This window comes from Nordella sp. HKS 07 (assembly GCF_011046735.1).
GTDB lineage: Bacteria > Pseudomonadota > Alphaproteobacteria > Rhizobiales > Aestuariivirgaceae > Taklimakanibacter.
Map to the genome: position 1 here is coordinate 3,487,778 of NZ_CP049258.1, position 26,223 is coordinate 3,514,000.

Genomic DNA, 26,223 nt, shown 5'->3' on the forward strand with positions numbered 1-26,223 from the left:
CAAATAGGCCCATTGCGCGCAGCGGCGGCGGGAGGCTAGGACGAAAGCATGAGAGACACGCCGCGCCTCCATGTCGCCCTGAAACTCGCCGAGAACGCCGAACATCAACTGGCGCAGGACCAGTCGCATTACCTGCGCGACGTCATGCGCCTCAAGCCCGGCGATCCGGTGCGGCTGTTCAATGCGGGGGATGGCGAGTTTCTGGCCTATGTCGGCGCCGTCACGCGCAAAGGCATGAGCGTCATCTGCGAGAGGAAGCTCGCCGACGCCGTCCCGCCGCCCGATATCGATTTCATCTTCGCGCCGCTCAAGCATGCGCGCCTCGACTATGTGGTGCAGAAGGCGACCGAACTCGGCGCCCGCCGCCTGCGTCCGGTCTTTACCGCGCGCACGATCGTCGACCGCGTCAATCTCGACCGCATGAGGGCCAATGCGGTGGAGGCGGCCGAACAATGCAATCTGGTCTATGTGCCGGACGTCGAGGAGCCGGAAAAGCTCGGCAAGCTGCTCGCCGCCTGGCCGGCGGAGCGTGCCTTGATCTATTGTGACGAGCGCTCGGACGGCGCCGATACGATCGCGCTGCTCAAGGGGCTGAAGCTGCCGGCGGCACTCCTCATCGGCCCGGAAGGCGGCTTCACGGCCGAGGAACGGGAGGGGCTCCACCGCCTGCCTTTCGTCACCGTCATTTCACTGGGTCCCCGGATCATGCGGGCGGACACCGCCGGCACCGCCGCTCTGGCGCTTGTCCAGGCCGTCCTCGGCGACTGGCATTCATGATTATTCGCGGGGGCGCCCATCACAATCTTTGACTTGTCGGAAGGAGGCCTGCCGCCTAAACCCCGCTTTAGGACAGCAAAGGACCAGATCGTGAGCGGACCCACACCTGACACACCGGAGGCGCGCGCCCTCATCACCGGCAAGCGCCAGCTGATCGACTATATAGCCAAGGGCGAAAAGCCCGAGGCGCAATGGCGTATCGGCACGGAGCACGAGAAATTTCCTTTCCTGACCGACACGCTGGGGCCCGTCCCCTATGACGGTCCGCGCTCGATCAAGGCGCTGCTGCAGGGACTGAAAGCCCGCTTCGGCTGGACCGGCGTCTATGAGGCGGGCAACATCATCGCTTTGGCCGATCCCCATGGCCTGGGGTCGATCTCGCTCGAGCCCGGCGGCCAGTTCGAATTGTCCGGCGCGCCATTGAGCACGGTGCATGAGACCTGCGACGAGGTCCACAATCATCTGGCGCAGGTGCGCGAGGTGGGCGATGCCCTCGGCATTGGCTTTCTGGGCCTTGGTGCCTCACCCTTGTGGACAAGGGCCGAAACGCCGGTCATGCCCAAGGGCCGCTACAACATCATGGCGCCCTATATGGACAAGAAGGGCAAGCTTGGCCGCGACATGATGTTCCGCACCTCGACGGTGCAGGTCAATCTCGATTTCTCATCCGAAGCCGATATGGTGCAGAAGCTGCGCGTCTCGCTGGCGCTGCAGCCGGTGGCAACCGCGCTCTTCGCCAATTCTCCGTTCACGGAGGGAAGGCCCAACGGCTATAAGAGCTTCCGTTCCGCCGTCTGGCTCGATACCGATCCCGACCGTTCCGGCATGCTTCCTTTCGCCTTCGAGGCCGGCATGGGCTATGAGCGCTATGTCGATTATGCGCTCGACGTGCCGATGTATTTCGTCCATCGCGACGGCCACTATCACAACACCGCGGGTGAGAGTTTCCGCGCCTTCATCGAAGGCAAGTTGCCGCAATTGCCGGGCGTGCGTCCGACGCTCCAGGACTGGTCGGATCATCTGACCACCATCTTCCCGGAAGTGCGCCTCAAGAAATTCCTCGAGATGCGCGGCGCCGATACCGGTCCCTGGCGCACGCTCTGCGCCTTGCCGGCGCTGTGGGTCGGCATCTTCTATGATCAGACGGCGCTCGACGGTGCCTGGGAGCTGGTGAAGGACTGGTCGGCCGAGGACCGCCAGAAATTGCGCGAGGCCGTGCCGCGCGAGGCGCTGCAGGCCACCATCAGGGGCCGCACGGTGCAGGACATCGCCAAGGACATGCTGGCGCTGTCGCGCCAGGGCCTGGGTGAGCGCCGCATCGTCGGCTGCAAAGGCAAAACCGAAACGCGCTTCCTCGACGATCTCGATGAGATCGCCGCTTCAGGCCGCACCCGCGCCGAGGATCTGCTGCAGCTCTATGACACGAGCTGGAACCACGATGTGAAGCGGGTCTTCAGGGATTTTGCCTACTGATCAGGTGATCTGGACGCCCGGCCTTGTTTTGAGCAGGTCCTCGGCTTCAGCCGAAATCGCGCGCACAATGTTGCCGGCAGGCTTGATGTCACGGATGAGATCGAGGCCCTCGCCGGCGAAGACGACGGAGGTGCTGGTGTCGCCGGCGCGCGCCGCCGTCCAATAGGCCTCGGTTTCGCGCGGCAGACTCTTTTCGAGCTCGCTCTCATTCCCATGCCATTTGCGCGAAAAGTCATTGACGAGGGCGCGCCCCGTATAGCCGTCGGGCCAGGGCAGTTCGCGCACGATGTCGAAGACGCGGGTGCGTAGCGTGTCGTCACTGCGCGCTTGCGTCAGGAGATGTTTCACCTTGTCGCTGCCGAGCGCTTCCGGCGTTGCCCAGAAGCGCGTGCCGACCAATATGCCGGAAGCGCCGAGCATCAGCGCCGCCGCGAGACCGCGCCCGTCCGAAAGTCCGCCCGCCGCGACCACCGGCACACTGCCCGCGATATCCACCACCGCCGGGGTGAGGGTGAGCGTCGTGCGCCCGGCTTTGCCATGGCCGCCGGCTTCCGTACCTTGCGCCACGATGATGTCGGCGCCGGCATCGAAGCGCCCGCTTGGCGCCGTCGAGATCCTGCACCTGGCAAAGGAGCTTGACGCCCGCCGCCTTGATGCGCGGCGCGAAGTGCATCTCGTCACCGAAAGCGAGGCCGAAGACCTTGGGATCGCGCTCCAATGCCTGGTCGAAGAGCTCGGGAAATTGCTGCAGCGACCAGGTGATGTAGCCGACACCGATCCGCGCATTGCCGGCGGCGCGGAACTGCTCGTCCATCCACGCGGCGCCGCCATAGCCGGCTTTCGGATTGCCATAGCCGCCGCCGATCATGCCGAAGCCGCCGGCCTGGCTGACCGCTGCGGCGAGTCTGCCGCCAGCGACGCCACCCATCGGCGCCAGAATGATCGGATGAATGATGCCGAGCAACCTGGTCAGCGCCGTGGTGATGGCCATGATCTTGTGATCTCCTTGCAACGGGGAAGATCAGTATGCGCTGGAGTCTTTACGGAAAGTCATGCAACTTTTCGGGAGCACGCATGCATCGCTATTCCGCCGCCATCAGCTGGCGCGGCATGTTGGAGATGCTTTCCGAGATATGGCGGCCAAGCGCTTCGGCGGCGGAGCTCCGGCGGCCCGGCCGGTGCACGATGCCGATGCGGAATTGGTTGAGCTTCGGAAATCCATCCTTCTCGGTGAGAAGCCGCATGCCGGGGCGCAGGCAGATTTCCGGTATGGCGCCGACCGCGAGCCCGGCCAGCACGGCGGCATTCACCGCATTGGAATTGGGGCTCGAATAGGCGATGCGGTATTTGCGCCCCTGGCGCTCAAGCGCGCCGATGGTCAGCGCCCGCCATTCGCAGCCCGTATGCGACAGTGCTACGGGCAAGGTGTCGAGCATATGCACACTGTGACGCTGCGAGGTCACCCAGACCAGGTTCTCGGTGCGCACGATCTCATCGGCGATGATTTCCGAGCAGGCGGTGACGAGCGACAGATCGAGCTCGCCATGGCGGGCACGCTCGAACAGGACGGGGCTCATGGCGCAGTCGACATTGACGGTCACCAAGGGATGGGTGCGCGAGAAGCGGGCGAGGATCTCAGGCAGAAAGCGGTCGGCATAATCGTCAGGCGTGCCGAAGCGCAGCGTGCCGGTGATCTCGGGCTTGGTGAAAGCGGCCACCGCCTCGTCGTTCAGATTTACGATGCGCCTGGCATATTCGATGAGGCGCTCGCCATCGGCGGTGAACCGGCTCTGCCGTCCGTCGCGGGTGAAGAGCGGCCGGCCGACCAGCTCCTCGAGCCGCTTCATCTGCATGGAAACGGCTGACTGTGTCTTGTGCACTTCCTCGGCGGCGCGGGTGAAATTGCCGGTGTCGGCAATGGCCAGGAATGTCTTCAACAGATCGACATCGAGATTGGGAATCATGGTCGCATGTCCATCAAAACTGTTGATGGATACTATAAGACATATTCGTTGGATTTATCAATATCGGAAGCGCACATTAAGGACATTCAGATGAACCGCTAGAGCCGCTTTCGGGTGGCTGGCCCGCCAGGGAAATGATCTCCTGGCGCAACGGAGGATCGTGTCATGAGAGACTATGCCCTGAACCGCGCGATTTTCGAGGACCGGATCGGCAACCGTTCGCTATTCTCCAGGCTCTTCCACAATTGGAAGGCGCGCAAGGAAGTGAGCCAGCTCACCGAGTTCGACGACTTCATGCTGGCGGATATCGGTGTCAGGCGTGACGATCTAGAATGGGCGGCAAAGCTTCCCATCACCACCGACCCCGGCAAAGCCCTGGAGGACCGCTCGGTGCTGCGCGAACGCCATCAGGCCCGCCGTCGCCCGGGCTGGGGCGCCTACTGATCTCACGCCCCTGAATGACTGGCAGGCGGCTTCCACTCCTGAACCGCCTGCCGATTAGGATGCCGGCTATCGCCCTCTTGTCATCCGTTCCACGGAATTGAGTAAATCGTCAGCGGCATTGCCGGTCGAGGTACCGCCGCCCAGCACATCGTCGAGCCGCTTGCGGCTGCGCTGCGTGATGTCCTGATTGTAGCCGCCGCCGTCCTGGCCGCCGCCCATCATCTGGCGGAGCAGGTCGTCAAGGCTCACGCCCCCTGGTCCGCCCGTTTGCGTTGGCGATCTGTCGGCTGCCGGACCACCTCCGGGAGCCGCCCCGCTTTGGCCGGCCGCACCGCCCAGTATGTCGCCCAGAATATCGCCCAGGCCGCCGCCACCCGAGCCGCCGCTGGGTGCCGTCCCGCTCTGGCCGGCTGCGCCGCCCAAGATGCTCCCCAGAATATCTCCCAGGCCGCCGCCGCCCGAGCCGCCACTCGGGGCCGCCTGGCCCTGGCCGGCCGCGCCACCCAATATGCTGCCCAGGATATCACCGAGGCCGCCGCCTTGGCCGCCGGGGGCGGATGCCGGTGTATCGGCGGATGCGGTCCGGCCGCCGAACATGCCCTTGGCGAGCTGGCCCATGACGATGGCGGCGATGACCGGCAGCATCTTCTTGAGCACGGCCGAACTGACGCCGGAGAGATCGGCCGCCTGGTTGGCGACGCCGCGGCTCACATCCTTCGAACCGAAGACATGGCCCAATATGGCATTGCCGTCATCGGCAACCTGATCATGCTGGAGCGCCGAGGGGTCGTCGGCATATTGGCTGTGGCTGCCTGCCTGCAGGGCCTTGAGCAGGCCGGCGAGCCCGTCATCCGACTGGTTGTTGCGCCGGATTCCGGCGGCGACGACGGGCGCCAGCTGCTCGAAGGCGGCGCGCGTTTGTGCTTCGTTGAGGCCGAATTGCCTGCCGATGTCTGCAATATCCATGATCTGCCTCCTTCTCCTGGTTAACGCCGGATTGCTCCGATAATCTCGCCGAAGATCTGATCGAGCGAGGGGGTGGTGTTGCGCCTTTTGCGCGTCCTGCGTCTGGTGCGGGTGCCGAAGACGCTCGTCGTGCGCCGCCGCCGCTTTTTCGGCGCGAGCTGACGCGTCGTCTCCTGCACCACGCCTTTGATCACCGCTTCGACGATGGTCGATAAAATTCCGCCTTGCTCACTGCCATTGCTCGACGCGCGCTGCGCGCCCATGAGCCCTTGCATCTGCGGGCGCGCATATTGGCGCGCCAGCACAGCGAGAACGGCGCTCGCTGCGATGGCCGCGAGCTTCATCATGGCGTCGTCGCGCGCCTCGATGGCGAGCGCGCTGCGCGCGGCCTTCGCCGATCCGAAGATATCGGTGAGCACAGCCTTGCCGTCCTTGATCAGTTCCGGATCATCCATAAAATTTGAATCATCGAGAAACGCATCGCCGTCGCCATCCTCAAGCAGGTCGAGAAGTGCCTCGAACGCCTGCGGGTCCTCGGCGCGCTTGCGCAATTGCGCGGCGATGGCGGGGCCCATCCGGCTGAGCACCGCTGCCGCCGCAGTCTCATCGACGCCCGCCGCAACGCCGGCATTGGCGACGAACCGTCCGCCTTGGGCGGCGCGCAAAATCTCCATCAAACTCATGTCAAACCTATGTCACGCCTTCTGCTGTGCGACCTTCGCCACGATCCTATAGGCCCAGGCCACGGAGGCAACACCGAAGATGATCGAGCCGAGAGCGACGCCGACCATCACGCCCTCAGGCCCGGCGACATGCGCGCCATAGAGCGCGAAGGGAATTGTGCCGATCGTTGCCTTGGCCCAGTTGAACACGGTCGACGTGTTGGGATGTCCGAGATTGTTGAAGGCGGCGCTGGCGACGAACTGCGCACCGGTGAAGGCCCAGCTCGCGGCGATGAAACTGCAGAAGAACACCACCAGATCGATGGTGCGGCCACTGGCGCGGAACAGCTCGGCGACATCGTGACGGAAGACGTAGAGGAGTGCCGCGGCGACGAGTGTGTAGATGGTGGCGAAGATCAGCCCGTCCGTCAGCGTGCGCCGCACCCGGTCATAGGCGCGCGCGCCGTAATTCTGGCCGATGATCGGGCCGACCGAGCCCGAGAGTGAGAAGATGATGCCGAAGGCGACCGGAATGATGCGCCCGATGATCGCCGCCGCCGCCACCGCTTCATTGCCGAAGGGCGCCACCGCGCGCGTCGCATAGGCATTGGCGAAAGGTGTGGCGAGCTGCGTCAGCATGGCGGGGACAGCGATCTCTGAAATCTCGCGCAGATCGGCGCGAAGCCTTGCCCAGCTCGGCGGCGCGAAGAAATTATGGACGCGGTGGACGCTGTGGAAACCCACCGCGAGCGAGCACAGATCGGCGATGACGCCGGCGAGCGCGGCGCCCTGGATTCCCCAACCTAGCCCGAAGATGAAGATCGGATCGAGGATGGCGATGACGATGGCGACGACGAGCGTCACATACATGGCGCGCCGAGCATCGCCGAGCCCCCTCAGCGTGAAGGAGCAGGCGATGCCTCCGGCCAGCACCACGAAACCGGGCGAGGCGATCCAGATGAACTGCTTGGCGAGATGGAGGGCCTCGCCTTCGGCGCCGAGCAGGCGCAGCAGCCAGTCGGCCGCCAGCGCGATCACGCCGGAAAAGACCGCCGACAGGATGCAGGAATACATGAAGCAGCTGGTGGCGAACTCCCGCGCCCGCTCGGGCCGTTTGGCGCCGAGATTGCGTGCCACCAGCACGGCGGCGGCGATTCCGGTACCGATGCACAGCGACAGATTGGTGAAGACGACGGTGCCGGCATAGCCGATCGCCGCCGTGATTTCGGTCTTGCCGAGAAGGCTGAGATAGAAAAGATCGGCGAGATCGACCAGGAACATCGACATGAGGCCGAGCGCGCCGGTGAAGGTCATCACCACGACATGCCGCATGGTCGAGCCCGTCACGAAGCGGGCTTCGCTTGTCAGAGCCGAGCTCATGCCGTGAGGAGGCCGAGTTCGCGGACCTTCCGCTCGAGCGCCGGGCGGGAGATGAAATGATGCGCCCTGAGGCCGGCCAGCCGGGCCCCTTCGACATTGGATTTCTTGTCGTCGGTGAACCAGGCGTTGCCTGCGTCTATGCCGATGCGCTGCATAAGCCGGCGATAGCTTTCGGGATCGGGCTTCTTGGTCAGGAGCTCGAAGGAGAAATAACAGTCCGTTCCGAAGATCTGGACGGCCTCGGGAAAGACCTGGCCGATGCCGTCCTTCATCAACGGCCCGTTATTGGTGTAGAGCGCCACGCGCTTGTGCCGGGCGATCTCCCGCACCAGCGCCAGCATGTCGGGCCACGGCTGGATGGAAGCTCGCCGCGCCGCGATCCATTCGTCGCGGCTGATCGGATGGCCGAGGCGGCTGGCGAATTCGGCAAGATACTCTTCCGGCGTCTGGTACGTGCCCGAGTCGGCCGCATCCTCGAAGCCTGAATCCCACAGCGCGGCGCGTATGTCGCGCGGCGTCTTGCCGGAAAGGCGTGCGAGCGCCCTGAGCCGCGCGCCCAGATCGTACCGGCAGAGCACGTCATCGAGATCGAAAATGACAATGTCAACGCTCATTTCTGGGGCCAATTCGCGCCTTTTTCTGATTCTGACACAGTCCCGGATGCTACACCGGGGTGAAGGCAAATTGACAGCGGCGCTTGCCTTGCCTTTTATCCCCGCCGACCGTCTTGTGTCTCCTGAACAATCGGAAAGTAATGTGACGCGATGGATGTGAGCCAGATCAGGGCCGATACGCCGGCGACGGCGCGGCGTGCTTATTTGCATAATGCCGGGGCGGCGCTGATGCCGCGCCAGGTCGTCTCCGCGCTGAAGGATCATATCGACCTCGAAGCCGAGATCGGCGGTTACGCCGCCTTCCGGCGCGAAATCGACCGTTGCGAGGCGGTCTACGCCTCAGTGGCGCGGCTTCTCAATGCCGAGGTGCCGGAAATAGCGCTCGTCGAGAATGCGACGGTGGCCTGGCAGATGGCCTTCTACTCGCTGAGTTTCGCGCCCGGCGACCGCATCCTCACCGCCGAGGCCGAATACGCCGCCAACTATGTCGCCTTCCTGCAGATGGCGAAGCGCACCGGCGCCGTCATCGATGTGGTCCCGAGCGACGAGACCGGCGAGCTCGATGTCGAGGCGCTGGAACGCATGATCGATAAGAGGGTGAAGCTCATCGCCATCACCTGGGTTCCGACCAATGGCGGCCTCGCCAATCCCGCCGCCGCCGTCGGCCGTATCGCCAGGGCGCATGGCATTCCTTATCTCCTCGACGCTTGCCAGGCGGTGGGGCAGATGGTGGTCGATGTTGCGGATCTCCAATGCGACATGCTTTCCGCCACCGGGCGCAAGTTTCTGCGTGGTCCGCGCGGCACCGGTTTCCTCTATGTGCGCCAGGGCTTTCTCGAGCGGATGGAGCCGCCGGTGATCGACCACTATGCAGCGCCCTGGGTCGAGCGTGACCGCTACGAGCTGCGCCCCGATGCGCGCCGCTTCGAGAATTGGGAGAACAACTATGCCGCGCGCCTGGGGCTCGGTGCCGCTGTCGATTACGCCCTGGACATCGGCATGCCTGAGATCGAAGCCCGCTGCCGGATGCTGTCGGGCCTGCTGCGCCGGGGCCTTGCCGCGCTGGATGGCGTGACGATGCTCGATCTCGGCCGCGATCCGTCCGCCATCGTGAGCTTCAATGTCGACGGCATGGATGCGCGTGAGGTGGTGAAGAAGGCGCTCGATGCGGGCATCACGATTGGCGCGTCCGAACCCGAGAGCACCCGCATCGATTCGGAGAACCGTAAGCTCGCCGACACGGTCCGCGCCTCGCCGCATTATTACAATACCGAGGAGGAGGTCGATCGGCTGATCGAGCTCTGCCGGGAAATTGCCTCCTTGCAATTTGTACGCAAATGAGTACAATGAAAGGCATGAAGACCAAGTCCTATAGCGAGCTGCGCCAAAATCTTGCGGCTACCCTCGATAGCGTCACGGAAGATCATGAGCCGGTGATCATCACGCGCGATCGGGGCAAGCCTGCGGCTGTGCTGATCTCGCTTGAGGACTTCGCTTCTTATGAAGAGAGCCGCTATCTCCTGCAAAGCCCGCGCAATGCGGATCGGCTTTTGAAGGCTGTTGCTGAGCTCGAAGCGGGCAAAGGAACCGAACGAAAGCTTGCCGAGTGAAGCTGATCTTCAGCGAACAAGCCTGGGAGGATTACCTTCATTGGCAAACGCAGGACCGCAAACTGCTCGAACGCATCAACGCGCTGATCAAGGAGTGTTCGCGCACTCCTTTCAAGGGAACCGGCAAGCCTGAACCTCTGCGAGGCTCTCTATCCGGCTGGTGGTCGCGCCGTATCACGCAAGAACATCGTCTTGTATATCGGCCCAGTGAAGACGGATTGCTGATCGCGCAGTGCCGCTATCACTATTAGAGCATCGGCCCGAGAAGTGCCTGCGGTTCTCGGAAAAGCCGATGCGCAAAATCAACGAACGCCTGAATTTCTAAAAGTATTTAGGCCGCGGTGCCGCCGACGGTGATCTGATCGAGCCTGAGGCTCGGCTGGCCGACGCAGACCGGCACGCCCTGGCCCTGCTTGCCGCAGGTGCCGATGCCGGGATCGAGCGCCATGTCGTTGCCGACCATCGAGATGCGTTTCAGGGCATCGGCGCCGTTGCCGATGATCGTCGCGCCCTTGACCGGCGTGGTTATGCGGCCATTCTCGATCAGATAGGCTTCGGTGCAGGAGAAGACGAATTTGCCCGAGGTGATGTCGACCTGGCCGCCGCCGAAGGATTTGGCGAACAGGCCGTTTTTCACTGAGGCGAGGATCTCGTCGGGATGCTTGTCGCCATTGAGCATGTAGGTGTTGGTCATGCGCGGCATCGGGCTGTGGGCGAAGGACTGCCGGCGCCCGTTGCCGGTGGGCTTCATGCCCATGAGCCTGGCATTGAGCCGGTCCTGCATAAAGCCGACCAGAATGCCGTCCTCGATCAGCGTGGTCGAGGAGGAGGGGGTCCCTTCATCGTCGATGGCGATCGAGCCGCGGGCGCGCGCCACCGTGCCGTCATCGACGACGGTGATGCCCTTGGCGGCGATCCGTTCGCCCATCAGGCCGGCGAACGCGCTGGTCTTCTTGCGGTTGAAATCGCCTTCGAGCCCGTGGCCGATGGCTTCATGCAGCAGGATGCCCGGCCAGCCCGGCCCCAGCACGACATCCATCTCACCCGCCGGCGCCGGTTTTGCCTCGAGCCCGACGAGCGACTGTCGGACCGCTTCCCTGACCGCATCCTGCCAGGCCGCTTCGCTCAGATAGTCGCCATAGAGGCCGCGCCCGCCGAAACCATGGGAGCCGCTGGCGCGCTCGGTACCGTCGCTTGCCATCACGCTCACCTGGAAGCGTACCAGGGGCCGGCTGTCGCGATAGACCTGGCCTTCGGCGCGCAGTATCTCGATTTCCTGCCAATCGCCCGACAGCGAGATGCTCACCTGCCTGATGCGCGGGTCGGCTTTGCGGGCGAAATCGTCGACCCGCTGCAGGAGCGCCACCTTGTCGGCAAAGGCGAAATGATCGGAAGGGTTCGTGGCTGGATAGAGTTCACGATTCGTGCGCGAGGGCGCTGCCGCGACGGCCGAGGACGGGCCTCCGACGATGGTGCGGCAGATCTCCGCCGCCCGCTTCATCGCGGCGGCCGAAAGCTCGGTCGAATGGGAATAGCCCTGGGTTTCCCCGCTCACCACGCGCAGGCCGAAGCCCTGCGCCTCGTTGAAGCTCGCCGATTTGAGCCTGCCGTCGTCGAACACCGCCTGTTCGGAGAGGCGCTGCTCGACGAAGACCTCGCCGTCATCGGCCCCCTTGAGGGCGGTGGAGAGAATATCTGTGGCCTCGCCCCGGCCGATGCCTGACTTGTCGAGAAGCGAGATCATGGCCGAGGCGGCTGCAACTAGAGCTTGCCGAGCGCCGTATAGGCGGCGGCGAAGCCGTTGAGCGAGATCTTGATCGGCATACTGATGCCGGGCGCCTCATAAATGATGAAATTGGCGGCCGTGCCCTTGCGGAACTTGTCGAGCGTCTGGGTTCCCGCCTCGCCGAAGGCCACGCAGATCTGCGGCAGGCAGCGCATGAAGGGGATGCGGCCGACCGCGCCACCATCGATCTCCATCGCCACACCGGTCGGCAGATAGACGCCGATCGGGGCCATGATGCGCATCATGGTGACGTCCTTGCCGTTCTGCTTGCCGCGGACGAACACCGTGGTGAGGCCGACCTTGTTGTTCTTCTCGCTGCGCGCCAGCTGAATCATGCCGCACTGGCGTTCCGTCTCGCCCTGAGCGCCGCCCTGCTTGGGCTCGTCGGTGCACTGGATCTTCCAGTCGCCATGGGTGGCGATGATCTGGGGCGCCGGGCCCTGCTGGGCGCGCGCGCCGCCTTGACCTTGACCTTGACCTTGCGCCTGCTGCCCTTGCTGATTGCGCGGGCCGAAATTGTTCTTCGGCGGGGCCTGTTCTTCCTGGGCCAGCGCTGGGGCAATCGCGAGCAGGGCGGCCACCGTCAAGGCGGGCCAGCGCAGCAATTTTGTTGAGAAGGGCACGGGGCTATCCTTGTTCTGTCTCGATTCGCGGGGCGGCTCTTAGCGCTCTCATGGGTCTTGCACAATCGCCAAAGCGGCGCCGGGACGTGTTTGTTCGCAAAAAATGAGGCGGAATTCCGGATGCGGCAAAGTGGTCCCCTGCCACGACGTTTTGCCGCGCCGGGTATTGTTGCGGCAACTTGGCGAATGTGGTTCACAATTGGTTCCAGAAAACGGGCAAGGATAGCTTCGCGCCAAGTTGTGCGGAGCAGCATGGGTATGAGGAAAGAGGCGGGAATGAGATTATCAAGACTTTGGGCCGGCTCGACGGTTGCGTTGGCACTGAGCGCCGGAACAGCTCTGGCCGAGGGCGGCAGCGGTCATGCCGTGCCCTGGCAGATGGGCCTGCAGCCGGGCGTGACGCCGGTGGCTGAATTCATTCATTGGTTTCACAATTTTCTGCTGCTGCCGATCATCACGGTCATCACGCTCTTCGTTCTTGGCCTGCTCATCTATGTGATGGTCAAGTTCAACGCCAAGGCCAACCCGGTCCCGTCCAAGACCACACACAATACGACGATCGAGGTCCTGTGGACGGTCATTCCGATCGTCATTCTCGTGGTCATCGCCATCCCGTCCTTCCGCCTTCTTTATCTCCAGCGCGACATGCCCCAGGGCGACATGACCATCAAGGTCATCGGCAACCCGTCGTGGAACTGGACCTATGAGTATCCCGACCTCGGCACCAATGAGGACGGCTCGGCGAAGGTGTCCTTCACCGCCTATCTCAAGGCCAAGGACAAGCTCGAGCCGACCGATACCTGGCTGCTCTCCACCGACGTTCCGGTCGTCGTGCCGGTCAACAAGACTGTCCGCCTGCATGTGACGTCGGATCCGGAAGGCATCATCCATGCCTGGACCATCCCTGCCTTCGGTATGAAGATCGACGCCATTCCGGGCCGTCTCAACGAGGACTGGTTCAAGGCGACCAAGGAAGGCGTCTACTACGGACAGTGTTCGGAGCTGTGCGGCAAGGATCATGCCTTCATGCCGATCGAGGTCCATGTCGTGTCGCAGGCCGATTTCGACGCCTGGGCCGAGAAGATCAAGACGGCCGGAGCTGACGAGGCGCGTAGTTATCTGTTCGCGCTGCTCAAGGCCAAGGGCCGGCTGGCTCAGAAATAAGGGGACGGCCGCCGAGGCCAGTACATTGAAGGTTTACGAACATGGCACATGCCGCAACCGCTCATGATGATCACGGCCATCCCACTGGATGGCGCCGTTATGTCTATTCGACGAACCACAAGGACATCGGCACGATGTATCTGTGGTTCGCGATCTTCGCCGGCGTGATCGGCGGTATCCTTTCGATCCTGATGCGCATCGAGCTCCAGCAGCCCGGGATCCAGATCTTCCACGGCTTGGCGGCCATGGTCTATGGCGGCGAGGCCGATGCCTCGATCGACGCCGGCAAGCACATGTTCAATGTGTTCGTCACCGCGCACGGCCTGCTCATGATCTTCTTCATGGTCATGCCGGCGATGATCGGTGGCTATGGCAACTGGTTCGTGCCGTTGATGATCGGCGCGCCGGACATGGCCTTCCCGCGCATGAACAACGTGTCCTTCTGGCTCCTGCCGCCGGCACTGGCGCTCCTGCTCATCTCGATGTTCGTCGAAGGCCCGGCGGGCGCCCATGGCGTCGGCGGCGGCTGGACGATCTACCCGCCGCTCTCGACGACTGGTCAGCCGGGACCGGCGATGGATTTCGCCATTCTGGCGCTCCATATCGCCGGCGCGTCCTCCATTCTTGGCGCCATCAACTTCATCACCACGATCTTCAACATGCGCGCGCCCGGCATGACGCTGCACAAGATGCCGCTCTTCGTCTGGTCGATCCTGGTGACGGTGTTCCTGCTTCTGCTGGCGCTGCCGGTTCTGGCCGGCGCCATCACCATGCTGCTCACCGACCGTAATTTCGGCACCTCCTTTTTCGTGCCGTCCAAGGGCGGCGACCCGGTGCTGTTCCAGCATCTGTTCTGGTTCTTCGGCCATCCGGAAGTGTACATCCTCATTCTTCCGGGCTTCGGCATCGTCAGTCAGATCGTCTCGACCTTCTCGCGCAAGCCTGTCTTTGGCTATCTCGGCATGGCCTATGCCATGGTCGCGATCGGCGTCGTCGGCTTCGTCGTGTGGGCCCACCATATGTACACGGTCGGCATGGACGCCGACACGCAGGCCTATTTCGTCGCCGCCACGATGATCATCGCGGTGCCGACCGGCGTTAAGATCTTCTCGTGGATCGCCACCATGTGGGGCGGCTCGATCGAGTTCCGCACCCCCATGCTGTGGGCGATCGGCTTCATCTTCCTGTTTACCGTTGGCGGCGTCACCGGGGTGGTTCTCGCCAATGCCGGTGCCGACCGCTCGCTGCACGACACTTACTATGTCGTGGCGCACTTCCACTATGTGCTCTCCCTCGGTGCGGTCTTCGCCATCTTCGGTGCGTGGTACTACTGGTTCCCGAAGATGACCGGCTACATGTACTCCGAGAGCATCGGCAAGGCGCATTTCTGGATCCAGTTCATCGGCGTGAACCTGATCTTCTTCCCGCAGCACTTCCTCGGTCTCGCTGGCATGCCCCGTCGCTACATCGACTATCCGGAAGTCTATGCCGGCTGGAACTGGGTGTCTTCGATCGGCTCCTATATCTCGGCCTTCTCCGTGCTGATCTTCCTCTATGGCGTGTTCCAGGCCTATGCGAAGAAGCAAAAGGCTGCGGACAATCCGTGGGGTGAGGGCGCCACGACGCTCGAATGGACCCTGTCGTCGCCGCCGCCCTTCCATCAGTTCAGCACCCTTCCGGTCATCCGGTAACGACGTCAAGTCGAGGCCGCTCCCGAGCGGCCTCGGCTGATTGAAGGTCAGGAATGAGCGATATTCACGCCGACATCTCCGACAAGAGCGCCGCCACTCTCGGCGGCCAGGGCACGGTCCGCGACTATTGGGCCTTGCTCAAGCCGCGCGTGATGTCGCTCGTCATCTTCACCGCTTTGGCGGGACTTGTCGCCGCGCCTGGCGACATCCATCCCTGGCTGGCGCTTGTGGCATTGCTCGCCATCGCAGTCGGCGCCGGCGCCTCGGGCGCCCTCAATATGTGGTATGACGCCGATATCGACGCGCTCATGGCGCGCACCGCCAACCGCCCGGTGCCGCGGGGCGCCATCCTGCCGGGCGAGGCGTTGGGTTTCGGACTCGCTTTGGCGATTGGCTCGGTTCTCGTTCTCGGGCTACTCGTGAACATTGTCGCGGCCGCACTCCTCGCTTTCACCATCTTCTTCTATGCCGTCATCTATACGATGTGGCTCAAGCGCTCGACGCCGCAGAATATCGTCATTGGCGGGGCTGCCGGCGCTTTCCCGCCGATGATCGGCTGGGCCGCCGCCACGGGCTCGGTGTCGCTCGCCTCGATCGCGTTGTTCCTCATCATCTTCATGTGGACGCCGCCGCACTTCTGGGCGCTGGCGCTATTCCGCGAGGGTGACTATGCGCGCGCCGGCGTGCCGATGATGCCGAATGTCGCGGGCGCAGCTGAGACGCGCAAGCAGATACTGCTCTACAGCCTCATCCTCGTGCCGATCACCTTTCTGCCCGCGCTCCTCGGCACCACCGGCCTGCTCTATACGGCGGTGACGGCGATCCTCGGCCTTGCGTTCATCTGGCATGCGATCGACGTCTACCGGTTGCGCGAGGGCGATCCCGCGCGCCGCGCCTGCCGCCGGCTGTTCGGCTTCTCGATCCTTTACCTCTTCGCACTCTTCGCCCTTGTCATCGCCGAACGCATTCTCGGCGTGGCATCTTTCGCTCCGGTCATCGGATGAGCCCTGTCATGGACCAAAGCCCTTTTTCGCCAGAGGACATGAGCCGCCGCCGCAAGCGCTCCATCGCGCTGGCGCTGGTCCTGGCCGGCCTCGTCATCCTGTTTTTCGTGACCACCATCGTGCGCCTCGGCGGCGAAGTGGCCATGCGGAATCTCTGACATGCAGCGCACGCCCTCGACCCCCGACACCGGCAAGAACCGCAAGGTGGCCCTCGTTTCGGCCGCTGTCGTGGTAGGCATGGTCGGCCTCGCTTATGCGTCCGTTCCACTCTATCGGCTGTTCTGCCAGGTCACCGGTTTCGGCGGCACCACCCAGCGCGCCGAAGCCGCGCCCGAGAAGACCGTCGATCGGCGCATGACCATCCTCTTCGACGCCAATACGGCGCCCAGCCTGCCCTGGACTTTCGAGCCGGTGCAGCGCTCGCTCGAGGTCAAGGTCGGCGAGGAGAATTTCGCCTATTACCGCGCCACCAACAATTCGGACCACGTCATTACCGGCTCGGCCGTGTTCAATGTGACGCCCGACACGACAGGCGCCTATTTCAACAAGATCGAGTGCTTCTGCTTCACCCAGCAGACACTCAAGCCTGGCCAGTCGATCGAGTTGCCGGTATCCTTCTTCGTCGATCCGGCGATCGTCGATGATCGCGGTCTCGACCAGATCAACACCATCACGCTGTCTTACACGTTCTATCCGTCGGACGAGCCGAGCAATGTCTCGTCGACCGAGAAAAAAACTTCAACCGATATCAATCTGAACTGACGCCCGAGGAGCAGGGGACATGGCCGACGCACACGCAAAGAACCACGACTATCATCTGGTCGACCCAAGTCCGTGGCCGGCGATCGGCGCGGCGGCGGCCTTTATTCTGGCCGTCGGCGCCATCATGTGGATGCATGGCTCGAACCCGACCATCGCGCTGATCGGCCTCGCCGGCGTCCTCTACACGATGTTCATGTGGTGGCGCGACGTCATCAAGGAGAGCCACAAGGGCGATCACACCGAGGTCGTGTCGCTGCATCTGCGCTACGGCATGCTGCTCTTCATCGCGTCCGAAGTGATGTTCTTCGTCGCCTGGTTCTGGGCCTTCTTCGATGCCAGCCTGTTCACCGGCGAAGCCATTCAGGCTGCCCGCCTCGAGGCGACGGGCGGCGTGTGGCCGCCCAAGGGTATCGAGGTCTTCGACCCCTGGCATCTGCCGCTGATCAACACGCTGATCCTGCTCACCTCGGGCACGACCGTCACCTGGGCGCATCACGCGCTCCTCAACAATGACCGCAAGGGCCTGAAATGGGGCCTGGCGCTGACCGTCGGTCTCGGCCTGATCTTCACCTCCATACAGGCCTACGAATATGCCCATGCCGCTTTCGCCTTCAGCCGCGACAATGGCGGCAACATTTATGGCTCGACCTTCTTCATGGCGACGGGCTTCCACGGCTTCCATGTCATCATCGGCACGATCTTTCTGATCGTCTGCCTGCTGCGCGCGCTGCAGGGCCACTTCCGTCCCGAGAAGCATTTCGGCTTCGAGGCGGCCGCCTGGTACTGGCATTTCGTCGACGTCGTCTGGCTGTTCCTCTTCGCCTGCATCTACGTGTGGGGGTCGGCCGGCGTGCAATTCGCCGCCGAGCACTGAGGCTTTCGCAAACTCTCTCTCCCCCTGCGGGGGGAGAGGGGCCAGGGTGAGGGGAAACCTGTCATGACCGAGCCCTATTATCCCGATCTTTCACCGATCAAGACCGGCCTTGCGGGCAAATGCCCGCGCTGCGGCCGCGGTCGTCTGTTTGACGGTTATCTCGCGGTGGCGAAGAATTGCGGCTCCTGCGGCCTTTCCTTCGATTTCGCCGATGCCGGTGACGGTGCCGCCTGGTTCGTCATGCTGTTCGTCTGCTTCTTCGGCGTCGGCAGCATTCTCGGCATCGAAGTAGCCTATTCGCCGCCTTTCTGGGTCCATGTGTTGATCGCCATTCCCCTTATCATCCTGCTGCCGCTGGCGCTTCTGCGCCCGGCCAAGGGCATGCTCCTGTGTCAGCAATGGAAGACCAAAGCCCAGGAAGGACGGCTCCAGCATTGATGACTGGCAGAATCTGGCAGATCCTCATCGCCACCATTCTGGGCGTCACCTTGCTGGTGGGGCTGGGGGCTTGGCAGTTGCAGCGGCTCGCTTGGAAAGAAGCACTGATCGCCGAGCGCGATGCCCGGCTCACCGCGGCACCCGTATCGCTCGATGAGGCGCTCAAGGAGTTCGACGCCGACCGCCCGGTCGAATTTCTGAAGGTGAGGGCTGAGGGTACCTTCCAGAACGATGCCGAGCTTTTCGTCCTCACCACCGAGGGCGGCGTGCCGGGTTTCCAGGTCGTCACGCCCTTCGCGAGCCAGGACGGCGTCGTGGTCCTGGTGGATCGTGGTTTCATCCCCGAACCTCTGAAGGATCCGCAGCGGCGTCCCGAGACCCGGCCTTCCGGCCAGCTCGAGGTCACAGGTATCGTGCGCCGCCATGTCGGAAGCCGCGGACCTTTCACGCCGGACAACGATACGGCCGGCAATATCTGGTATTGGTGGGACGTCCCCGCGATGCTGGCTTTCGCCCAGGTGGCGCCGGATCAGCGCGTGGCGCCTTTCGTGCTGCATCTGCTGCCGGTCGCGGGCGGCGGCAAGACACTGCCGAGCCCGGTCGCGACGGATGAGGGCCTCGTCAACAACCATCTCCAATATGCGCTGACCTGGTTCGCGCTTGCCGCACTCCTCATCGGCATGTCGGGGCTTCTGATCCGCCAGACGCTGCGCAAGGAGAGCTAGTGTGCTGAACGCGAAGTTCCTGATATCAGGCGGCCTGCACCGACAGGAACTTCGCGTTCAAAATCACACTAGAATCATTAAGTTTTCTAGTGTCCTTCCGAATCCGAAGTTCGCTCGGAAGGTCCCGCTACCTGTGGCGAACTTCGGATTCGGGACACTAGAATCCTATTTTTCCTTTTCAGCATCCGTTTTATGGTGCCCGGCCGATAGAAGGATCTCCCTGCCGTGCGTTACGTTTCCACCCGTGGCGAAGCCCCGGAGCTCGAATTCGAGGATGTGCTGCTCACCGGCCTCGCCCGTGACGGCGGACTCTATGTGCCGGCCGAATGGCCGCAATTCACGCGGGCCGAGCTGAACGAGCTGCGCGGGCGGCCCTATGCCGATGTCGCTTTCGCGGTGATCGGCAAATTCACCGGCGAGGCGGTGCCCGAGGCCGAACTCAAGGCCATGATCACCGAAGCCTATGAAAGCTTCGATCATGTCGCGGTCACGCCGCTCAAGCAGCTCAATGCGGATCAGTGGCTGCTCGAGCTCTTTCACGGCCCCACTTTGGCATTCAAGGACGTGGCCATGCAGTTCCTGGCCCGTGTCATGGACTGGGCCCTGGCGCGCCGCGGCATGCGCGCCACTATTGTCGGAGCCACCTCGGGCGACACCGGGGGAGCGGCTATCGAGGCCTTTAAGGCGAGCCGCCATGCCTCGGTCTTCATCCTGCATCCCCATGACAAGGTCAGCGAGGTGCAGCGCCGCCAGATGACGACGGTGATCTCGCCCTCCGTCCACAATATCGCGCTCGAAGGCACCTTCGACGATTGCCAGGCGATCCTGAAGGCGCTTTTCAACGATCATGCGTTTCGCGATCGCGCGACGCTCGCCGGCGTCAATTCGATCAATTGGGCGCGCATCATGGCGCAGATCGTCTATTACGTGACCGCCTCGCTCGCTCTTTCAGGCCCGGGCCGGCTTGCAAATTTCACCGTGCCCACGGGCAATTTCGGCGACATCTTCGCCGGCCTCGCGGCCAAGCGAATGGGCGCGCCGATCGGCCGTCTGGTGATCGCGACCAACGAGAACGACATTCTCGACCGCACCCTCAGGACCGGGCGCTATGAGGTAAAGGGCGTCAAGCCGAGCTCGAGCCCTTCCATGGACATCCAGGTCTCGAGCAATTTCGAGCGCCTGCTGTTCGAGGCCTATGGCCGCGATCCCGACGCCATTCGCGGCCTGATGGCAGGCCTCGCGCAATCGGGCTCCTTCACCATCGAGGAGAAGCCGCTTCAGGCGATCAGGTCTGAATTTACCTCCGGCGCCGCCGGGATGTCCGCGGTGGCGGCCGAGATCGCCCGAACGCTGCAGGAGACGGGCGAGCTTCTCGACCCCCACACGGCGGTGGGGTATGCGGTGGCACGCAAGGAACGGGGTTATCTGGGCCCCATGGTGACGCTGGCGACCGCGCACCCGGCCAAATTCCCCGACGCGGTCGAGGCGGCGGCCGGCACAAGACCGGGCTTGCCGCCGCGCCTTGCACCCCTCATGATGGCAGAGGAGAGGGTGAGCGTGCTGGCCAATGACCCGGAAGCGGTCAAAGCCTTCATCTCCGAACGGGTCGCAGGTTAGGTTTAGTCTGGGTGTGGCATGAGCGTTGAAATTTCGCGTCTTGACAATGGCCTGCATGTGGTGACCCACAGCATGCCGCATCTCGAGACGGTGGCGCTCGGTATCTGGGTGAAAGCAGGTTCGCGCGACGAATTGCCGGAAGAGAACGGCATCGCCCACTTCCTCGAGCATATGGCCTTCAAGGGCACGAAAAAGCGCTCCGCTCAGGCTATCGCCGAGGAGATCGAATCCGCCGGTGGCGAGATCAACGCCTCGACCGGTATGGAAACCACCACCTACTATGCCCGTGTCCTCAAGAACGACTGGCCGCAGGCGCTCGACATCCTGTCCGACATTCTCACCGAGTCGGTCTTCGACCCGGACGAGCTCGAGCGTGAGCGGCATGTCATCCTGCAGGAGATCGCCGCCGCCGGCGACACGCCCGATGATCTCGTCTTCGACCTGGCACAGAGCGCCGCCTTCGGCTCGCATCCTCTCGGCCGGCCGATCCTCGGCGTGCACGACCTCATCGCCAAAGTCTCGCGCGACGAGATCCTCGCCTGGCGAAATCGCAATTACTGGGCCTCGCGCATGGTGGTGGCGGCGGCCGGCAATATCGACCATCAGGCGCTGCGCCGTGAAGCCGAGAAGCTTCTGGGCAATCTGAGCTCTGGCGTCCCGCCCGGCCGCAACCGGCCCGATTTCGTCTCGCATACCGAGCTCGCGCAGAAGCCGCTCGATCAGACCCATATGGTCCTGTCCTTTGCCGCTCCCGGCTACCGAAACCCCGAGATCTACCGGCTCCAGGTGTTGTCGAGCCTCCTGGGCGGGGGGCATGTCCTCGCGCCTTTTCCAGGAAGTGCGCGAAAAGCGCGGACTCTGCTACAGCGTGTTCTCTTTCGCTTCCGCCTACGAGGATGCCGGCCAGTTCGGCGTCTATGCGGCCACCTCGCCTGACGACACGCCCGAACTCGTCGACGTCACCGCCGATGTCATGCTGTCGACGGCGAAGAGCGTCACCGAGGTCGAAGTGGCGCGCGCCAAGGCGCAGCTCAAGGCGAGCTTGGTAATGAGCCTCGAAAGCGCCACCGGGCGGGCCGATCAGATCGCCCGCCAATATCTGGCCTTCGGCGAGGTGCCGGCGATGGAGACTCTGGTCGCCAAGATCGATGCCGTCACCGCCGATCACGTGGCCGGCCTCGCCCATTCCCTGTTCCGCGGCCAGTCGCCGGCCTTGAGCGCCGTTGGCCAGCTCTCCACCTTGACCCCCTATGCCAAGATCAAGGCGCAGTTTAACTGATGGTCTTTCTTCGTAGCCCCTTCGCGCGTGATCTGCCCCCCATCCTGATGCAGGACGGCGTCGAGCTGCGGGTCCCGGAAATGGCCGATTATGAGAGCTGGGCGGCCTTGCGTCTCGAGAGCCGCGCCTTTCTTGTTCCCTGGGAGCCGGCCTGGCCGCAGGACGACCTGACCCGCACTGCCTTCAGGAGCAGGGTCAAGCGCTATATGCGCGACATCGAGAGTGACAGCGCCTATCCGTTCTTCGTGTACCGCGCCCAGGACGACAGGTTCATCGGCGCCATTACCTTGTCCAATGTCCGCCGCGGCGTGGCGCAGGCGGGCTCGGTCGGCTATTGGACCGGCAGCCCCTATATACGCCAGGGATACATGACGGCGGCGATGAGCGCTCTCATGCCCTTCGCCTACGGGCATCTGCACCTGCACCGTGTCGAGGCGGCCTGCCTGCCCGTCAATCTGGCATCGATCCGGCTACTGACGAAATGCGGTTTCAGGCAGGAGGGGTTGGCCCGCCGCTACCTCAAGATCAATGGCCGGTGGGAGGATCATCTCCTCTTCGCCCGCCTCGCCGACGATAGATAATACCCGCCAAACTTGCCATTATCGGCGTCAGGCGATAACCACGGGAATTGATTCGCATCTAAGGCGGGATTCTGAAAGTGTACGCCGGTTCTTTACGCTACTCCCGCTTTTGTTTAGGGGCCGGTTGAATGGCCTTGCTGCGCGCATCTATTGCTCTATTCCTCCTGCTGGTCCTGTCCCTGCCGGCCACGGCGCAGGACAAGGTTGTGGATTCGGTCTTCGCCGGCCCGACACTCGATCTCTTCCCGTATCTTCTGGCGGTCGAAACCGACAAGCCGGTCGTGACGATCAGGACCGCCGAGGATGCGACCGGCCTTGTCATGGAGCTGCCCGCGAAGGGGACGGAACCCGTCCACCGCTGGGTGGTGGTGACCTTGGCCAACAGCGGCTCGGAAGCGCGCGATCTGGTCGTTTCCACACCGCATCAGGGATTTGCCGGGTCGGGCGTCATCTGGCCGAAGCCGATCGGCTCGCGCATCCAGAATGTCGTCGCCGCCGGCCAGGCCACGATCGCGCCTTTGCGCGTCATCAATGCGGACGCTTTCGCCTTGCGCATCGAGCCCAAGGGCCGGGTGACGGTCGCCATGGAACTCACGCGCGCCGGTCTCGACGAAATCGAGCTGTGGCAGCGCGCCGCCTTCGATGGCAGGGTCGAGCAGAACGGTTTCTATCGTGGCGTGATCCTCGGTATCGCCATGGTGCTCGGCGTCATCGCTCTCTCGCTCTATGCCGTGCGCAGCATCGCCGTCTTTCCCTTCGCGTCGGTCTTCATCTGGGCGTCCATCGGCTTCATTGCGCTCGAATCGGGATATTTGCCCCAGATCAACGACGTCCTGCCCAAGCGATACGAGCTGGGGCCCGAGATCCGGGCGGTGATCGAAGGCCTGATGCTGATCGGCCTCATACTCTGCCTGGTCTCCTTCGCCGATCTGCGCAAGCGTCGGCCGGTGGCCGGCAATGTCCTGCTCCTCGTCGCCGGCCTTATGCTTGCTCTGCCGGTCTATGGCTGGTTCGAGCCGGCGCGCGCTTCCGGCATGGCGCGGCTGCTTTTTGCCGCCGTGGCTGGTTTCGGTCTCTTCATCCTCTTCGCCATGTTGCGCGAGGGGCTGGCGCGCGCGCGCCTCGCTCCTCTCCTGGGTCTTGATCGTGGCCTGGACGCTGCTCGCCGGCGTTGTCGCGCTGACCCCCGCCGCCGACAGCATCGCCAAGGCATTTCTTTCGGCAGGTCTGGTCCTCGTCATCCTCACCATGTGCTTTACCCTGGCGCAGTTCGCTTTCGGCCAGGCGTTCCTCGCTCAGCGCTTCTTCGCCGAGGATGCACGCCGCGCCCTGGCGCTGGCCGCCTCGCAGCAATGCGTGTGGGACTGGCAGGTGGAGGAGGGCCATCTCCATGTCGGCGAGGACATTGAGAAGATGCTGGGGCTGCGCAAGGGCAGCCTCAAGGACAAGACCCCCGAGTCCTGGCTCGAGGTCATTCATCCGGCCGATCGCAGCGCCTATCTCGCCGCCATCGAGGAGGCGGAGCGGCGCGGCCAGGGCGGCTTCTCGCAGGAGTTCCGTTTGCGCCGTGGCGATGGCACCTATCGCTGGTTCCTGCTCAGGGCGCGCGCCATTCCGGGGCCCGAGCAGCGGGCGGCCCGCTGCATCGGCACGCTGAGCGATATCACCGCGACGCGCCGCGCCCAGGACCAGTTGCTGAGCGATGCGGTGCATGACCGCGTCACCGGGCTTCCCAACCGGGCACTGCTGGTCGACCGCATCGAGCGCGAAATCAGCGCGGCGGGACGCAAGCCCGTCAACAATCTCTATCTCATGCTCATCGATCTCGATCGCTTCAAGGCGGTGAATGACGGACTTGGGCATGAGACGGGCGACGGCCTGCTCAAGATCGTCGGCCGCAGACTTGCGGCGATCGCGAGCGAATATGACACCGTGGCGCGCATGCCGGGCGATCAGTTCGCCATCCTCTTCCATGGCGACAAGCCGAAGCGCGATATCCTGCCGTTCACGGATAAGGTGCGCGCCACCGTTTCGAAGCCGGTGAACATGCGCCCGCAGGAGATATTCCTCACCGCCAGCATCGGCGTCTCGGCGCTGCGCGAGGGCAGCCTCGCCGCCGAGGGTCTGATCAAGGATGCTGCCGTGGCGCTCTATGAGGCGAAGCGGCGCGGCAAGGACACGGTCGAGTTCTTTCGGGAGGCCATGCGCGACGACCGTACCGAGCTGGTTGTGCTGGAGGCGGAACTGCGCCGCGCGCTGGAGCGCAACGAGATCGAGGTTCTTTATCAGCCGGTGGCCCGGCTCGCCGATATGGAGCTCGCCGGCTTCGAGGCTCTCATGCGCTGGCGCCATAAGACCCTGGGGCTTCTGGCGCCCGAGGCGTTTCTGGGCCTCGCCGAGACGACCGGAATCATCAGGGATCTCGGGCATCATGTGCTCAATGAGGCTGGCCGCCAGCTCGGCTCCTGGCAGCGCGCCTTCCGTCCGCATGATCCGATCTTCGTCGCCGTCAATGTGTCGTCGAGCCAGTTTCTCGCCGCCGATCTCATCGACGACGTGAAGTCCCTTCTGTCGCGTGAGAACCTGGTGCGTGACACGCTGAAGATCGAGGTTACCGAATCGGTCGTCATGGAGAGCCCCGAGAAGGTGATCCAGATCCTCGATCGCCTGAAGCAGATGGGTATCGGCATCGCCTGCGACGATTTCGGCACCGGCTACTCGTCACTCTCAAATCTGCGCCGCCTGCCTTTCGATACGCTGAAGATCGACCGCAGCTTCATCGAAGTGGATAGCGACGATGCCAAGGCCGCGCTCATCCTGGAATCGATCATTCTGCTCTCCCATGATCTGGGCCTCACCGTCGTCGCCGAAGGGATCCAGTCGCAGGACGATATCGACCGACTGGGCTCGCTCGCCTGCGACTTCGGCCAGGGCTATTTCATCGGGGAACCGATGACGGCCAAGCAGGTCGTCGATGTGTTGAGTGGCGTGCCCTTGGCCGCGGCGCGCAACAAGACCGCCATCGACACGCTGTGGGAGCGCATGGCCGGTACGTCCAACGTGCGTGTGCCGGAAGTGCTGCCGGCGTCTACCCCCGTTCAGGCTCCCGCGCGCCGCGTGGAGCCGCCTCTCGCAGTCCCGCAGAGGCGAGCCGAACCGATCGAGCCCGAGGCCGCGCCGGCAGCATCGTCGCGCCGGCGGGACTGGCCGCCGGTTCCCGCGCTGAAGCCCCTGACGCCCCCAGTATTCGAGCGGTCGTCGGCCAGGAGATCGGCGCCGGAAAGCGTGTCAGCGCCGCCTCCGCCTCCGCTTCCGCCGCCGCAGCAGCAGACCGCTGAGATGGTGGAGGAGGCGAGCGATCACATCAGATACGAACCATCTGACCTGCCTTCGCGGCCTTTGCCTGGTGTCGCGCCCATGGCGCCGCGTGCCGCAGGGCGATCGAGGGTGCAACAGGTCGACATCCCTGAAGAGCAGGATGTCGGAGTGCCGGCCGAATCCGAACCTGAAGAGCTGCCGGGGCTGGACAGGTTGCGCGCCATGAAGAACGTGCCGGAGGCTGACCGGCCTACCGAGGGCGAAGAGACTGAAGCGACAGCTGACGAGCCGTTATCGGCCGCGGAGCCGGAGATCCAGTCGGGCGATGAAGCCGCGCAGAAGCATAGGTCCAGCCGTCTCGGCAGGAAACTGCGCCGCAAGGGGCAGTCCCGGAACACGGACCAATCTCCAGCCGACGCCTAGCGCGGGATTCTTGCGAAATGCCGGTATCTACTTTTTCGCATCCGGACA

28 protein-coding genes and 1 pseudogene are annotated in these 26,223 nt (G+C 63.7%); 20 read left to right on the forward strand and 9 right to left on the reverse strand.

Going from position 1 to position 26,223, the window contains the following annotated elements:
* Nucleotides 1–48: 48 nt before the first annotated feature.
* Together G5V57_RS16365 and G5V57_RS16370 are read left to right on the forward strand one after the other, a co-directional pair.
* Nucleotides 49–777, forward strand: coding sequence for a 16S rRNA (uracil(1498)-N(3))-methyltransferase (locus G5V57_RS16365; RefSeq protein ID WP_165168667.1), 729 nt, complete (start codon nucleotides 49–51; stop codon nucleotides 775–777).
* An 87-nt stretch (nucleotides 778–864) separates the two neighbouring features.
* Nucleotides 865–2,250: a glutamate--cysteine ligase gene (locus G5V57_RS16370; RefSeq protein WP_371744826.1), complete on the forward strand. Its 1,386-nt coding sequence runs from the start codon at nucleotides 865–867 to the stop codon at nucleotides 2,248–2,250.
* On the opposite strand, the gene G5V57_RS16375 is transcribed toward G5V57_RS16370, so the two are convergent.
* From G5V57_RS16375 to G5V57_RS16380, 3 genes and pseudogenes are all read right to left on the reverse strand, one after another.
* On the reverse strand, nucleotides 2,251–3,102 hold the full coding sequence (locus G5V57_RS16375; RefSeq protein WP_371744802.1) for an NAD(P)H-dependent flavin oxidoreductase: 852 nt from the start codon (nucleotides 3,100–3,102) through the stop codon (nucleotides 2,251–2,253).
* A gap of 49 nt (nucleotides 3,103–3,151) precedes the next feature.
* Nucleotides 3,152–3,241, reverse strand: a pseudogene (locus tag G5V57_RS35260) (hypothetical protein); the annotation flags it as partial.
* Between the two features lie 91 nt (nucleotides 3,242–3,332).
* Complete coding sequence (locus tag G5V57_RS16380) at nucleotides 3,333–4,214, reverse strand: LysR substrate-binding domain-containing protein (RefSeq protein WP_165168669.1); 882 nt, start codon at nucleotides 4,212–4,214, stop codon at nucleotides 3,333–3,335.
* A gap of 165 nt (nucleotides 4,215–4,379) precedes the next feature.
* Here G5V57_RS16380 and G5V57_RS16385 point away from each other — a divergent pair, with 165 nt between their 5' ends.
* On the forward strand, nucleotides 4,380–4,658 hold the full coding sequence (locus G5V57_RS16385) for a DUF1127 domain-containing protein (protein ID WP_165168670.1): 279 nt from the start codon (nucleotides 4,380–4,382) through the stop codon (nucleotides 4,656–4,658).
* A gap of 66 nt (nucleotides 4,659–4,724) precedes the next feature.
* On the opposite strand, the gene G5V57_RS16390 is transcribed toward G5V57_RS16385, so the two are convergent.
* The 4 genes from G5V57_RS16390 to G5V57_RS16405 are packed head-to-tail and all read right to left on the reverse strand — an operon-like array spanning nucleotide 4,725 to nucleotide 8,280.
* A complete protein-coding gene (locus G5V57_RS16390; protein ID WP_165168671.1) occupies nucleotides 4,725–5,624 on the reverse strand; it encodes a DUF937 domain-containing protein in 900 nt (299 codons plus the stop codon).
* Nucleotides 5,625–5,644: 20 nt separating this feature from the next.
* Nucleotides 5,645–6,298, reverse strand: a complete 654-nt coding sequence (locus G5V57_RS16395; protein ID WP_165168672.1) for a DUF937 domain-containing protein — start codon at nucleotides 6,296–6,298, stop codon at nucleotides 5,645–5,647.
* Nucleotides 6,299–6,319: 21 nt separating this feature from the next.
* A complete protein-coding gene (locus tag G5V57_RS16400; RefSeq protein WP_165168673.1) occupies nucleotides 6,320–7,666 on the reverse strand; it encodes an MATE family efflux transporter in 1,347 nt (448 codons plus the stop codon).
* A complete protein-coding gene (locus tag G5V57_RS16405; RefSeq protein WP_165168674.1) occupies nucleotides 7,663–8,280 on the reverse strand; it encodes an HAD family phosphatase in 618 nt (205 codons plus the stop codon). Before G5V57_RS16405 ends, G5V57_RS16400 begins: the two co-directional genes overlap by 4 nt.
* Nucleotides 8,281–8,430: 150 nt before the next feature.
* Between G5V57_RS16405 and G5V57_RS16410 the strand changes: the two genes are divergently transcribed.
* From G5V57_RS16410 to G5V57_RS16420, 3 genes are read left to right on the forward strand one after another with little or no spacing between them, the layout of a single operon-like run.
* Nucleotides 8,431–9,621, forward strand: a complete 1,191-nt coding sequence (locus G5V57_RS16410; RefSeq protein WP_165168675.1) for an aminotransferase class V-fold PLP-dependent enzyme — start codon at nucleotides 8,431–8,433, stop codon at nucleotides 9,619–9,621.
* Nucleotides 9,622–9,635: 14 nt separating this feature from the next.
* Nucleotides 9,636–9,890 (forward strand): type II toxin-antitoxin system Phd/YefM family antitoxin, encoded by a 255-nt coding sequence (locus G5V57_RS16415; protein ID WP_165168676.1) that lies wholly within the window; start codon nucleotides 9,636–9,638, stop codon nucleotides 9,888–9,890.
* Nucleotides 9,887–10,141 carry a Txe/YoeB family addiction module toxin gene (locus G5V57_RS16420; protein WP_165168677.1) on the forward strand — a complete coding sequence of 85 codons (255 nt, stop codon included), beginning with the start codon at nucleotides 9,887–9,889 and terminating at the stop codon, nucleotides 10,139–10,141. The genes G5V57_RS16415 and G5V57_RS16420 overlap by 4 nt, the downstream gene beginning before the upstream one ends.
* 80 nt (nucleotides 10,142–10,221) lie before the next feature.
* Here the strand turns inward: G5V57_RS16420 and tldD are convergent, their stop codons facing one another.
* Both tldD and G5V57_RS16430 read right to left on the reverse strand, forming a co-directional pair.
* Nucleotides 10,222–11,634, reverse strand: a complete 1,413-nt coding sequence (tldD, locus tag G5V57_RS16425) for a metalloprotease TldD (protein WP_165168678.1) — start codon at nucleotides 11,632–11,634, stop codon at nucleotides 10,222–10,224.
* 17 nt (nucleotides 11,635–11,651) lie between these two features.
* Nucleotides 11,652–12,299 carry an invasion associated locus B family protein gene (locus tag G5V57_RS16430; protein ID WP_165168679.1) on the reverse strand — a complete coding sequence of 216 codons (648 nt, stop codon included), beginning with the start codon at nucleotides 12,297–12,299 and terminating at the stop codon, nucleotides 11,652–11,654.
* 276 nt (nucleotides 12,300–12,575) lie between these two features.
* On the opposite strand from G5V57_RS16430, the gene coxB reads away from it, so the two are divergent.
* The 14 genes from coxB to G5V57_RS16495 all read left to right on the forward strand — a co-directional run bounded on the left by coxB (nucleotide 12,576) and on the right by G5V57_RS16495 (nucleotide 26,175).
* Nucleotides 12,576–13,463, forward strand: coding sequence for a cytochrome c oxidase subunit II (coxB, locus tag G5V57_RS16435; RefSeq protein WP_165168680.1), 888 nt, complete (start codon nucleotides 12,576–12,578; stop codon nucleotides 13,461–13,463).
* A gap of 41 nt (nucleotides 13,464–13,504) precedes the next feature.
* Nucleotides 13,505–15,154, forward strand: a complete 1,650-nt coding sequence (gene ctaD, locus G5V57_RS16440; RefSeq protein WP_165168681.1) for a cytochrome c oxidase subunit I — start codon at nucleotides 13,505–13,507, stop codon at nucleotides 15,152–15,154.
* A gap of 53 nt (nucleotides 15,155–15,207) precedes the next feature.
* Nucleotides 15,208–16,158, forward strand: coding sequence for a heme o synthase (locus G5V57_RS16445; RefSeq protein ID WP_165168682.1), 951 nt, complete (start codon nucleotides 15,208–15,210; stop codon nucleotides 16,156–16,158).
* An 8-nt stretch (nucleotides 16,159–16,166) separates the two neighbouring features.
* Entirely contained in the window at nucleotides 16,167–16,316 is a 150-nt protein-coding gene (locus G5V57_RS16450) for a hypothetical protein (protein WP_165165507.1), read from the forward strand.
* Nucleotide 16,317: 1 nt separating this feature from the next.
* A complete protein-coding gene (locus tag G5V57_RS16455) occupies nucleotides 16,318–16,920 on the forward strand; it encodes a cytochrome c oxidase assembly protein (RefSeq protein ID WP_165168683.1) in 603 nt (200 codons plus the stop codon).
* Nucleotides 16,921–16,939: 19 nt separating this feature from the next.
* On the forward strand, nucleotides 16,940–17,794 hold the full coding sequence (locus G5V57_RS16460) for a cytochrome c oxidase subunit 3 (protein WP_165168684.1): 855 nt from the start codon (nucleotides 16,940–16,942) through the stop codon (nucleotides 17,792–17,794).
* A 63-nt stretch (nucleotides 17,795–17,857) separates the two neighbouring features.
* Nucleotides 17,858–18,232: a DUF983 domain-containing protein gene (locus G5V57_RS16465; protein WP_165168685.1), complete on the forward strand. Its 375-nt coding sequence runs from the start codon at nucleotides 17,858–17,860 to the stop codon at nucleotides 18,230–18,232.
* Nucleotides 18,232–18,957, forward strand: coding sequence for an SURF1 family protein (locus G5V57_RS16470; protein ID WP_165168686.1), 726 nt, complete (start codon nucleotides 18,232–18,234; stop codon nucleotides 18,955–18,957). The genes G5V57_RS16465 and G5V57_RS16470 overlap by 1 nt, the downstream gene beginning before the upstream one ends.
* Before the next feature lie 225 nt (nucleotides 18,958–19,182).
* Nucleotides 19,183–20,574: a threonine synthase gene (gene thrC, locus G5V57_RS16475; protein ID WP_165168687.1), complete on the forward strand. Its 1,392-nt coding sequence runs from the start codon at nucleotides 19,183–19,185 to the stop codon at nucleotides 20,572–20,574.
* Between the two features lie 18 nt (nucleotides 20,575–20,592).
* Nucleotides 20,593–21,510 (forward strand): pitrilysin family protein, encoded by a 918-nt coding sequence (locus G5V57_RS16480; RefSeq protein ID WP_165168688.1) that lies wholly within the window; start codon nucleotides 20,593–20,595, stop codon nucleotides 21,508–21,510.
* Nucleotides 21,443–21,853 (forward strand): pitrilysin family protein, encoded by a 411-nt coding sequence (locus tag G5V57_RS35265; RefSeq protein WP_165168689.1) that lies wholly within the window; start codon nucleotides 21,443–21,445, stop codon nucleotides 21,851–21,853. The genes G5V57_RS16480 and G5V57_RS35265 overlap by 68 nt, the downstream gene beginning before the upstream one ends.
* Nucleotides 21,853–22,434, forward strand: coding sequence for a GNAT family N-acetyltransferase (locus G5V57_RS16490; RefSeq protein WP_165168690.1), 582 nt, complete (start codon nucleotides 21,853–21,855; stop codon nucleotides 22,432–22,434). The genes G5V57_RS35265 and G5V57_RS16490 overlap by 1 nt, the downstream gene beginning before the upstream one ends.
* Before the next feature lie 128 nt (nucleotides 22,435–22,562).
* Entirely contained in the window at nucleotides 22,563–23,843 is a 1,281-nt protein-coding gene (locus G5V57_RS34400; protein ID WP_246737650.1) for a hypothetical protein, read from the forward strand.
* A gap of 4 nt (nucleotides 23,844–23,847) precedes the next feature.
* Nucleotides 23,848–26,175 (forward strand): GGDEF and EAL domain-containing protein, encoded by a 2,328-nt coding sequence (locus tag G5V57_RS16495; protein WP_246737698.1) that lies wholly within the window; start codon nucleotides 23,848–23,850, stop codon nucleotides 26,173–26,175.
* Nucleotides 26,176–26,223: the final 48 nt, after the last annotated feature.